The 11,520-nt window shown below is 65.3% G+C and carries 8 protein-coding genes and 1 tRNA gene; 6 read left to right on the top strand and 3 right to left on the bottom strand.

Annotated features, from left to right (window positions below; genetic code table 11):
• Positions 1 to 32: 32 nt before the first annotated feature.
• Positions 33 to 1,553, bottom strand: a complete 1,521-nt coding sequence (locus QM588_RS03230) for an Hsp70 family protein (RefSeq protein ID WP_283311405.1) — start codon at positions 1,551 to 1,553, stop codon at positions 33 to 35.
• Positions 1,554 to 1,658: 105 nt separating this feature from the next.
• Positions 1,659 to 2,237: a dCTP deaminase gene (dcd, locus tag QM588_RS03225; protein WP_027495411.1), complete on the bottom strand. Its 579-nt coding sequence runs from the start codon at positions 2,235 to 2,237 to the stop codon at positions 1,659 to 1,661.
• 140 nt (positions 2,238 to 2,377) lie between these two features.
• Here dcd and QM588_RS03220 point away from each other — a divergent pair, with 140 nt between their 5' ends.
• The 5 genes from QM588_RS03220 (at position 2,378) to QM588_RS03200 (ending at position 8,398) form a co-directional block, all read left to right on the top strand.
• Positions 2,378 to 3,091: a hypothetical protein gene (locus QM588_RS03220; protein ID WP_283311403.1), complete on the top strand. Its 714-nt coding sequence runs from the start codon at positions 2,378 to 2,380 to the stop codon at positions 3,089 to 3,091.
• Between the two features lie 2 nt (positions 3,092 to 3,093).
• The gene (locus tag QM588_RS03215; protein ID WP_442972864.1) at positions 3,094 to 5,205 is read left to right on the top strand and encodes an Rv1355c family protein; all 2,112 of its coding nucleotides are present in this window, start codon (positions 3,094 to 3,096) and stop codon (positions 5,203 to 5,205) included.
• Positions 5,206 to 5,348: 143 nt separating this feature from the next.
• A complete protein-coding gene (locus QM588_RS03210) occupies positions 5,349 to 7,142 on the top strand; it encodes a putative bifunctional diguanylate cyclase/phosphodiesterase (protein ID WP_336620056.1) in 1,794 nt (597 codons plus the stop codon).
• A gap of 19 nt (positions 7,143 to 7,161) precedes the next feature.
• Positions 7,162 to 7,235: transfer RNA gene (locus QM588_RS03205), tRNA-Gly, on the top strand.
• 188 nt (positions 7,236 to 7,423) lie between these two features.
• Complete coding sequence (locus QM588_RS03200) at positions 7,424 to 8,398, top strand: esterase/lipase family protein (RefSeq protein WP_283311400.1); 975 nt, start codon at positions 7,424 to 7,426, stop codon at positions 8,396 to 8,398.
• A 4-nt stretch (positions 8,399 to 8,402) separates the two neighbouring features.
• On the opposite strand, the gene QM588_RS03195 is transcribed toward QM588_RS03200, so the two are convergent.
• Entirely contained in the window at positions 8,403 to 9,590 is a 1,188-nt protein-coding gene (locus tag QM588_RS03195; RefSeq protein ID WP_283311398.1) for a PucR family transcriptional regulator, read from the bottom strand.
• Between the two features lie 188 nt (positions 9,591 to 9,778).
• On the opposite strand from QM588_RS03195, the gene QM588_RS03190 reads away from it, so the two are divergent.
• Positions 9,779 to 11,503 carry an aldehyde dehydrogenase family protein gene (locus tag QM588_RS03190; RefSeq protein ID WP_283311819.1) on the top strand — a complete coding sequence of 575 codons (1,725 nt, stop codon included), beginning with the start codon at positions 9,779 to 9,781 and terminating at the stop codon, positions 11,501 to 11,503.
• The last annotated feature ends 17 nt before the right edge of the window (positions 11,504 to 11,520 follow it).

Below are 11,520 nucleotides of genomic sequence, written 5' to 3'. Positions count from 1 at the left end.
ATCTCCTCGACGGCGTATCGAACCGGGGTGGGCTACGGCCGCCGAGTAGTGGTCGCGGGTTTCGTCGAGGTCGGAGTGCGAGTGGTGGTGCGCGGCATCGTTGTTGTGGTCGGTGCGGTAGTTGTCGGCGCAGTGGTGGGCATGGGGTGAGTCGTGGACGTCGGAGCCGTGGTGGTGGTGGTCGGGGCCGGGGCCGTGGTCGTCGTCGGAACTCGACTGCCCTCACGCGCGGGTCGAACGACGGATGCGTCCGGAACCGCGGGGCTTCGAGGCGGTGAATCGGCAGCACTCGGCGAGGTGGGTGAAGAAGAGGACGACGGGTCGCCGGATGTCGGGGACGCCGAGGACGGAGCGGCCCCGTTCGAGGCCGACACCGAGGGCTGCGTCGACACGGACGGTGAGCCGTCCACCGCCGGCATCACAGCCTGCGATCGGGCGGAGGGCGACGCGCTCTGCGAGGTCGCGATCGACGGTTCGGGGACGTCGTCGGTGGTCCGAGCTGCTGCTGCGACCACGGTTCCGGCCACGCACACAGCAATCAGCGCGGCGAGTGCGCCCCCGACGCGCCGGGACTTGGCTGCTCTGGCCATTCGATTCGACGGGCTGCCGCTGTGCCGTGGACGACGGGAGGGCACGGTGGTCACTGCAGGTGACGGTGCAGGCCTGACACCCACGGTCCGCGCGATCCCGGCCGCACCACGCGCAGCCAGCAGTTCCGGCCGTTCCGGAGCGTAGACGGGCACCGACACGGCGTCGAACAGTTTCTGCCGAACGATCTGCATGTTGGCGCCGCCGCCGACCGCGACGATCGCCTCCACGTGAACGCCGCTCGCGGCGACGGAAGCCAGTACGTCGACGGCAGTGGAGACTGCCGAATCAACGGCGTCGCCGATCAGTTCGTCGAGATCGTGGCGCCACAACGAGGCGCGACCACCGACGAACGGCCCGATGACAGAGACGCTGCGCAGCATCGACAGCTGGTGTTTGCCGTCTCGCACGTCGTGCACGAGCTGTCGCCGAGCTGCCACCGTCAACGCCTCCGCCGCGCCGAACGTCTCGATCAGGTGATCGCTGAGCACACGGTCGCAGTCGTCGCCGCGAAGTGCTTCGGTTCGTTGTGAGGCCAGGACGCGACCGGACTCGACGTCGATCACCGACACGCTGGTGCCTGATGCGCCGACGTCGAACAGTGCGACGCAACGCTCACCGGCGAGCACTCCGCTTTCTCGCAACGCGCCCAGCTGCGCACCCAGTTCGGATACGAGCACGATGCCGTCGGAGAAGTCCTCGCGAAAGGCCGTGTCGGGATCGCTCTCACGGAGGGCGAGCACCGGGTAGTAGCGCGCGGACGCGTATTCGTCTGCCGTGCTGTGCACCGATGCGACGACGGCATCCCAGGGATCGGGGGCGAGACCGTTGGGCGCAGGCTCGGTGGCAACCGGTTCGAGGACGTCGAGCACCGTGTCGACACCCGAGCTGTCGCTGATCACGCTGCGGACGCCACTCGACCCCAAGGAAGCGCCGAGCACGGACGGATCGGGTACCGCGGACACGAGAAACCTCATTCTGGTAGGCCCCAACCCACGTTCGAGCACCAGAATACCGCTACAACCGGGAACTCACCAGGTTTCGTCCAATGAAACAGACCGAACGTTGGTCTATGTCACGTCCGACTGGATGAAGTTCAGATACGCCTTCGACGGAGTGGGACCACGCTGCCCCTGATACTTGGAGCCGACCGCGGCGCTGCCGTACGGATTCTCCGAGGGTGACGACAGCCGGAACAGGCACAGCTGCCCGATCTTCATTCCCGGCCACAGCGTGATCGGCAGGTTGGCGACGTTGGACAACTCCAACGTGATGTGGCCGCTGAATCCTGGGTCGATGAAACCCGCCGTCGAGTGGGTGAGCAATCCCAGCCGACCCAGAGAGCTCTTCCCCTCGAGTCGACCCGCCAGATAATCCGGCAACGTCGTCAGTTCGAGAGTGGAACCGAGGACGAACTCCCCCGGATGAAGAACGAAAGGCTCACCCGCTCGGGGCTCGACCAACGTCGTCAGCTCGTCCTGCTGCTGGGACGGATCGATGTGGGTGTACCGAGTGTTGTTGAACACCCGAAACAGCTTGTCGAGCCGCACATCGACGCTCGACGGCTGCACCATCGACGGATCGAAGGGATCGATCGCCAGGTTGCCCAGGGTCACTTCGGCACGAATGTCACGGTCGGAGAGCAGCACCACTGCAGGCTACTGGTCCCCACGCGCCCTGCGCGAAGCACCCGAGTGACCACTTCCACAGCTGCGGGCGGACCGAACAGTCGGACAATCGACCGGTCACACCTCTCACATTCGGTGACACTCCCTCAGGAAGAGCCCCCATGCACATTCGAATCGACGTTCCTTCGTACTTCGATCACCCATCCCAGTGCCACATTCTGGCCACGACTCCCACCCGAAGTCCCGCTTTGTGGACCCAATTCCTCGACGGTGCCGAAGAAAGCTATCGACGCCACGACGTGACACCAGCGCTCGAAATATCGGCAATTCGCGACGGCGAGACCACCGCATTGTTCTTCGCCGCTCTCGACCGAACCGGAACGCTCCTCGGCGGAGTTCGCGTTCAAGGGCCGTATTCCTCGGCCGATCAATCACACGCACTCGTGGAATTCGCCGCGCATCCCGAGGGCCGTCATCGCGTTCGCGCGATGCTGGAGAGCCGCATCGAGGACGGGGTGGTCGAGATCAAGTCGGCGTGGGTCGCCCCGGGAGCACCCCGAGGCCGCGCCGTCACCACCATGATCGCGCAGTCACCCGCGTACAGCACAGCCCTGCTGGGCACTCGATACGCGCTGGCCACCGCCGCCTCCCACGTCCGCGCCGCGTGGCTGCGGACCGGAGCGGCGATAGCAACGCACATCGAACCGGTGCCCTACCCCGACGACAGATACCGAACCGAGGTGTTCTGGTGGGACCGAACGACTCTCGCGTTCGATGCCGAACTGGAGACGTGGCGGCGCATGAAACGCAACACGGTCTCGCTGCTCGCGCAGCACGGCACGTCGAAGAACCTGCAGTCGGCGGTGGCGTCGTGACGATTCCGACCACTACCGAATCCAGCTGGCAGCCTGTGATATTTGACGAGACGGTCGCCACACAGCGAGCTGCCCTGGACGAACTACGGGATGACACCTCGATCACCGTTCTCGACGAACGCGACACTCAGCGATCCGGCCTACAGGCAGTGTTGCCGAGCCCTGAGCAGAGCCTTCTCGACGAAGGCGACAGGTGGGTCTATTTCCCGTGGCGCAATACCGTCGTCGCCATTCTCGGTCCGAATTCGTATCGGCACCTCCGACTCGACCGAAACAGAAACAAGATAACTCTCGAGGAACAGCGGAAATTGGGAGATCTCACGATCGGCGTCATCGGCTTGAGCGTCGGACACGCCATTGCGCACACTCTCGCTCTCGAGGGAATCTGCGGAACTCTTCGCCTCGCGGATTTCGACGAGATAGAACTGTCGAACCTCAACAGGATCCCGGCATCGATCATCGATCTGGGCGTCAACAAAGCGATCGTCGCCGCCCGGCGAATTGCCGAAATAGACCCGTACCTGACGGTGGAAGTCTTTGGGAACGGGATCGACGAGACCACGATCGACGAGTTCTTCGACGGACTCGACCTGCTCGTCGAAGAATGCGATTCCCTCGATATCAAGGTCCGGGCACGCGAGGCGGCCAGGTCGCGTCGAATCCCGGTACTGATGGAGACCTCCGATCGAGGTCTACTGGACGTCGAGCGATTCGACCTCGAACCACAGCGGCCGGTGTTTCACGGCGTACTCGGCAACATCGAGTCCGCCGGCCTGCACGGACTCGGAACCCGCGACAAGATCCCCATCGTGCTCGATCAGCTCGACGCCTCCCAGCTGTCAGCTCGGATGGCGGCCTCGATGGTGGAGGTGGGCGAAACGATCGAGACGTGGCCCCAGCTGGGCGGCGACGTCCAGCTCGGGGGTGCCACCATCGCCGCGGCAGTTCGACGCTTCGGGACCGGAGCGCACCTACCGTCCGGACGTATCCGTATCGATCTGGAGGATCACCTCGACGGGCTGAACACGCCGACCCCCACCCGCAGACAAGTGGACTCGACTGCCGCGGCCGGTCCGCCGAGCATGGACCCCGATAATTCGATACTCGACGCGGCACGACGAGCGCCCTCCGGTGGCAACAGTCAGCCGTGGACCTTCTCCTCGAACGGGCGGACCTTCCGGATCGACGTCGATCGATCACGAACGTCCACCCTCGACATCGCGTACCGCGGCAGCTTCGTCGCTGTGGGCGCAGCCGGATTCAACGCGCGCGTGGCCGCCGCCGCCCAGGGCATGCTCGCCGGCATCGAGGTCACGGACGAGACGGTCGCGTTGTCGTTGCGCGACGGCACCCCCGCGCCGATCACCGATCGACGCCTTCTCGACGCCGTCCTCACCCGGTCCACCGACCGAGAACTCGGGTCCCCGTCGACGCTCGACGATGCGGTCGTGGCCGATCTCGTTGCGGCGGCCGCTGCCGAAGGCGGACGTGCCGTGCTGTTGACGACGCGTGACTCCATCACTGCGGCGGCGGACATCCTCGCGGCCGCCGACCGGATTCGTTATCTCACGCCGCATCTGCACCGAGAGATGTTCTCCGAACTGCGCTGGGCAGGCGATCCCGATCCGGATCGGGGCATCGACGTCTCCAGCCTCGGCATCGACGCCGCAGACCTGTCCACGCTGGACATCATCGGACGGCCCGACGTCATGGCGCTCGTCGCTGCCTGGAACGCAGGTGCTGCCCTGAGCACCGACATGCGCGATCGAGTATCGGCGAGTTCTGCGCTTGCGGTGATCGTGGTGCCCGGATCGACTCCGGCGCATTACATCCGCGGCGGATTTGCAACGGAGAACGTTTGGGTGACTTCACATCTGCAAGCACTGGCGGTGCAACCTGTCTCACCGCCGTTCCTCTACGCGCACACTCGGGACGAACACCGCGAATTGTCACCGGACCACGCAGACACGTTGCAGCAGTTGAATATCGAGCTGCGGACGTTGGCGAAACTGGACGACGCCGAGTCGATCGCTCTGGTGTTGCGGCTCGGCACCGCGCCACGAGGCGCGATACACAGTCGCAGAGTCGCGGTTTCGGCGTCCTTACCGGGGTAGAGTCCGGCATAGACCAGGGGGAACAGTCCTGCACTGCGTCTACAGGAGCGGTTCACGAGACCGCGTCGACGAGAGGCGGGAGTGGGGCCCTGGAGAACAGTCGGACACTCGAGGTCCTCGTCACCGGCGTCGCCACCGAACTCATGGGCGTCGACGCGGCGACGGTACGAGAAGCGTACCTTTCGGTATTGCGTCAGCTCGTGGACTACCTCGGCATCGATTTCAGCTTTCTCCGGCACCACGATTTCGAGGCCCGGGCAACCAGACTCACCGCGGAATGGCCACCGCGCCTGAGCATGCCCGATCCCGACCCCCTGGCCGTCGTCTACTTCGACGAGGCCGACTCGGTCTTCGCGATGGCCGAAACACTGTCCGAACCGGCAGTGTTTCGGCCCGACCCGGAGCAGGAGGACTATCGCCGACGCGTCGAGGACGCCTCGGGATTGCACGCCACCTCGATGGCCGTGGTGCCACTGCTGCACTCCGACCGCACCACCGGAATCCTGGGCTTCATCAAGGTCGGAGACCGGAGCTGGTCCGACGCAGAACTGAACGCTCTCAAAGCAATTGCGGCCCTTCTCTCGCAGCTGCAGGCGCGAGTCGTTGCCGAGGAGCAGATCAGGTTCTCGGCCACGCACGACGGGCTCACCTCACTCCCGAACCGCACCGCACTCGTGCAGCACCTCCACGACCGACTCGATCCGTCGATGCCGGGCCCGGTTGCGGTGCTGCACATCGACCTGGACCGCACCAAGGCGCTGAACGATTTTCTCGGCCACCTCGCCGGCGACCAGTACCTACAGGCTGTCGCCGGACGCCTGCAAGCGTTCGTGGACAGATCGGTGAGTCTCGCGGCCCGCCTGAGCGGCGACGAGTTCGTCGTCGTCCTGGCGGGCCCGTGCTCGCACCGCGTCGCCACCCACCACGCCCGCGAGATCGCCGAGTCGATACAGGCACCGGTCACTCTCGGGGTCGAGCGAATCGGTCGTAGCGCCAGCATCGGAATTGCCTTCGGCGTGCCCGGCACCCACACCGCCGACTCCCTGCTCCGGCAAGCAGGGCAAGCCGCTCTGGTGGCCAAGCGCGCTGGTGGACATCACATCTCACTGTTCACCGACGAGATGCACGCGCAATCCGAACTCCGCAACGACGTCGAGATCCATCTGCGTGACGCCATCGCAGGCGACTCGCTGACGTTGCACTTCCAACCCGAAGTCGACCTCGTCACCGGACGCATCACGGCGGTGGAGGCACTGGTTCGGTGGCGTCACCCCACCCGCGGGCTGCTTCCACCGTCAGCCTTCATTCCGGTGGCGGAGGAGACGAACCTCGCCGGCGAGCTCGGTCGGTGGGTTCTCGACCAGGCGTGCCGGACGTTGGCTGCGTGGCAACGGGAGATCCCCGGCCTCGACGTCGTGATGCGCGTGAACATCTCACCCGTACAGCTGGTCACCACGGGCTTCGCGTCCACCGTGGCGCGCGCCCTCGACGAATTCTCGATCGCGGGCTGCAACCTGTGCCTGGAGATCACCGAAGTGGCAGTCGTACAGGATCTTTCGCGTACGCGAGTGACGCTCCGAGAACTGCGCGACCTCGGCGTTCAGGTGGCGATCGACGACTTCGGAACCGGATACAGCTCACTGTCACACCTCAAGGAACTGCCCGTCGACGCACTCAAGATCGACCGGGCGTTCGTCACCGACCTCGGATCGGGAGCGACCGACGATCTCGCGATCGTCCAGTCGATCATCGGGCTCGCGCACGCGTTCGGCCTGAGCATCATCGCCGAGGGCGTCGAAACCGAGAGTGCCAGGAGCACATTGGTGGCCTTGGGCTGCACCCGCGCTCAGGGCTACCTCTTCTCCGAACCGGTGCCGGCCGAGGATGCCCAGGCCCTGCTGCACGGTGTACGCATCGATGTCGGGCCACCCTGCTAATCTGGACGCCGCACCACACGCCGGTGTAGTTCATTGGTAGAACGCGACCTTCCCAAGGTTGAGAGGCGGGTTCGATTCCCGTCACCGGCTCCACGTTCCCCTTGTCGGCAGTAAACCCGTCTTTCGATCGATCCCTGGGTCTGCACCCTCGCCGCCACCGGTAGCTCGGTCGGCAATCGGCATGCGACACAATAATCGCTACAGAACTATTGTTGTGACTTTTATGCGTTCATGTCCGAATTCGTAGGGACATTTCACAACGGCAGGAATATCGTGTGGTCATGCGCGGACCACGCCGAAGTCTGATTCTTCTCGCCGTCGCACTCGCCGCTGCGCTGTCGGTTCTGTCGACCCATGCGGCACCACTCGCCCAAGCAGGCCCGCTCATGCCCATCGCCGCTGCGCCGTCTCAACCCGACCACGCCGACGCCATTCGCTACGCGTCGACCAACCGTGACGCCGCCCCACCCGGGGCCAACGACATGGACTGCGTGCCCACTGCGGAACACCCCAATCCTGTCGTTCTCGTCCACGGCACCGACGCCACCGCCTACTCCGATTGGGCCGGCTTCTCCCCCATCCTGCAGGCCGCAGGCTTCTGCGTCTTCGCGATCAACTACGGCGCGTCGCCGGACGGCAAGTCCAACGGCTACGGAGTCATCGAAGACAGTGCAGCACAACTGAAATCGATGACGGCGACCATCCTCGACGCGACCGGCGCCGCGGCAGTGGACCTGGTCGGCTACTCACAGGGTGCTGCCGTCGCCCGATACTTCGTCAACAGGCTCGGCGGTGCCGACGTCGTCGACCGATGGGTGGGAATCGCGTCACCGACCTACGGCGGCACCATGTACGGAGTCGCCCCCGTCGTACAGGCCGTGCCCGGCGCGACCGGTCTGGTGGCCGACGAATTCGGACCGGGTCTGGCCCAGCTGATGGCCGGATCGGACTTTCTCGAGAACCTCAACGCCGGCGGCGACACCGTACCCGGCGTCGACTACACCTCGATCGCAACCGAGGTCGACGAAGTGATTCAGCCGTATACCAATGCGCTGCTGCGAGATCCGGGAGCGCACAACATCGTGATCCAGGACGTGTGCCCCGACACCGAGGTCGCACACTTCACGTTCACCTACGACCCGACCGCACTACGTCTGGCGCTCAATGCACTCGACCCCGCGAATGCGCGTAAGCCGTCCTGCGTTCCGGTACCACTGGGAACGGGAATCCTCGACGTCGTGCTGGCCAGTCACTGACCCGTCAGGTCAGCAGTTGATGGGCCCGAAGTCCGACATAGAGTTCGGCGGCGTGCACGGGATCACGGAAGTCGCGACCGGTGAGTTCGGCGATACGCCGCAATCGGTACAACACCGTATTGCGGTGGTAGTGCAGCTGTTCGGCGGCGTCCTTGGTGGAGCCACCGCACGAGAACCACGCATCGAGAGTGGCGAGCAGACTCGTCCGCTCGGCGCGGGGCAACGCCAACAGATCTCCCAGAATCTGACGTGCAGCGATACGGCCGGATTTCGGGTCGCGCGCGAGCAGTAGCGGCACCGGTACCGAGTCGTAGCGCACCGGCGTCGACGGCACAGAATCGGGAAAGCTGCACGACCGAGCCAGACGGGCCTGACCCACGGCTTCACCGATACCCGACGGCGACCGGAACACCGAACTGACACCGATCCGTCCCGGACACAGTTCCCCGAACGTGGCCAGTGCCGTGTCGATGTCGGATTCCTCTGCAGCGCAGAACAATCCGATGCTGCCGTCCACCTCGGCATCCCACACCGACTCGGTACCCGCGGCCCGCAGCCGAGCGACCACGCCATCGATGCCGAGTCCCGTCGTCGACGGCTCCTGCGAGACCACCGCAAAGCAGCCACGTTCCGGAATTCGGAACGCACGCAGGGCATCTGCCGCCGCAGCGGGATTCGCGGCGTGATCGGCGAACAGCACCCGAATGAGGCGGCCGCGGGCTTCGGCGCTCTCGCGGGCTCGCGTGTCGGCGCTCTCTCGATACGCTTCGGCCGCCTCGTCGGAATACACGTCGACCAATGCCCACACCTGTGCCGCCATGTCCAGCAGCGCATGACTGGCCCGGCCGTGCGAACGCACCATCAACTCGTCCCAGACCAGCCTGCCACCGAGCCGGAACGCGTGCAGCAATGCCGCCAGCGGCACACCTTGCTCGGCCTTGAGCCTGCCCGCCTGCTGCGCCGACTCGAGCCGCACCGGTGCACGCCCGGACAGCTTGCCCAACATCGAGGCCAGATTGCTGCGAGACGCTTCGTGGAGTTGATCCGCGGTGAGCAGCGTCGCCTCGAGATAGGCGTGCTCTGCCCCCAGGATGCGCCGGACCAGTTCGCTCGCCAGCTCGTCGACGTCGTCGAGCATCGTCGCCGCCAGCTCGGTGGGTGACGGATGCAGAGCGGACTCCGTGGTGGTCATGACTGCACCATAACCCGGCCGCTGTAAGCCACACCACATCCACATTGTGCGGCGGCACAGTCCGCTGCGCTCGATTGACAGCCGTGGCCCATAGCCTGTCGGCCGGAATGCGACCAGAATCAGAATCGAAGCCGTGTATCCGAACGACGAGTGGAGACGAAAAGTTGACCAGCGAAGTCACCCCACATCTGCAGCCTGTACCGACGAACGGACCGGACGCCTCCCAGGCGGTCGATACCGCTCTCGCCGACCTCGCCGCAGGCGAGCAGACCTGGGGCAAGCTCGCCCTGGCCGACCGCCGGGCACTGCTCGAGCGCATGCACGCCCTCACCACGACGCACGCACAGGAATGGGTGAACGCCGCCGCGTCGGTCAAAGGCCTCGACCACTCGTCCAGCCTGCTCGGTGAGGAATGGCTCTCCGGCCCGTACTCGCTCCTCGGCGGTCTCGGCACACTCGCGCACACCCTCTCGGCGCTCGAGTCGGGCGGCAGCCCGCTGGCCGGAGTGAAGTTCGGAACAGCCCCGGGCGGACGAACGACCGTATCTGTGTTGCCGCTCAACAACTTCGAGAAATTGCTACTCAACGGATTCAGTGCCGAGGTGTGGCTCCGGCCCGGAATCGACCGTGCCACCGCACAGCGCACCGCAGGTCTCGCCCAACTCGACCCGACGCGCACCGCGGGCATCGGAGTGGTCCTGGGCGCGGGCAACATCACCTCGATCGCCCCGCTCGACGCCCTGTACGAACTGATCGCCTTCAACCGGGTCGTCGCGCTCAAGCTGAACCCCATCATGGACCCACTGCTGCCGGTCTTCGAGAAGATTCTCGCCCCACTGGTGGACATCGGCGCGCTGCGTCTGCTCACCGGCGGTGCCGACGTCGGCACGTACCTGGTCAACCACGATCGCGTCGACCACGTCCACATGACCGGCAGCGCAATCACCCACGACGCCATCGTCTTCGGCCCGGGACCCGACGGTGCCGCCCGTAAGGCGGCGAACCGGCCGATCCTGACCAAGGAGATCTCCAGTGAACTCGGTGGCGTCTCGCCCACCATCGTGTTGCCGGGCGAGTGGAGCCGCGCGGACATCGAGTTCCAGGCCGAACACGTAGCCACCCAGCGACTGCACAACAGCGGATACAACTGTGTCGCTTCGCAGGTCGTCGTGCTGTCCTCGGAATGGAAGCAGCGCGACGAGTTCGTCGCAGCCCTGCGCGCCGCACTCGACCGGGCACCGGCTCGCGCCCCCTACTACCCGGGCAGCGACAAACGAGTGTCCGACGCCACCGCCACGTACCCGTCGGCCGAACGGCTCGGCGACGGCGGTGGCCGCGTGCTCATCACCGACCTCAACCCCGGCGAGTACGCACCGCTTCTGCAGACCGAGTACTTCGCTCCCGTCATGGGCATCATCGAATTGCCTTACAGTGGTGCAGCATTCGCTGCGAAAGCCACACAAACGGCCAACGAGGAGTTCACCGGCACCCTCGGCATCAACATCATCGGCACGCCGAGCAGCATCAAGGAACTCGGCAGCAAATTCGACTCCATGCTCGCCGACCTGCGATACGGCACCATCGCCGTCAACGCCTGGACTGCCCTCGGCTTCCTCACCGCATCGGCCACCTGGGGCGCATTCCCCGGCCATACCGTCGACGACGTGCAGAGCGGAATCGGCATCGTGCACAACGCATTACTGATCGACGGAGCCGAACGAACCGTGGTCCGCGGACCGTTCCGACCCCTGTCGAGATCTTTGATCAGTGGCGAGATGTCCATCTCGCCCAAGCCGCCGTGGTTCGTCACCAACAAGACCGCGGCGTCGACCGGCAAATTGCTCACCGCATTCGCCGGAGCACCGTCATGGACCAAACTTCCCGCAATCTTCGCCTCCGCCCTGCGCGGCTGAGCAGAACCCGAGGGACA

The sequence above is a fragment of the Rhodococcus sp. IEGM 1354 genome (assembly GCF_030056855.1).
GTDB lineage: Bacteria > Actinomycetota > Actinomycetes > Mycobacteriales > Mycobacteriaceae > Rhodococcoides.
The sequence above is the reverse complement of the archived record's forward strand: the minus strand, read 5'-3'. Positions and strand labels throughout refer to the sequence as shown.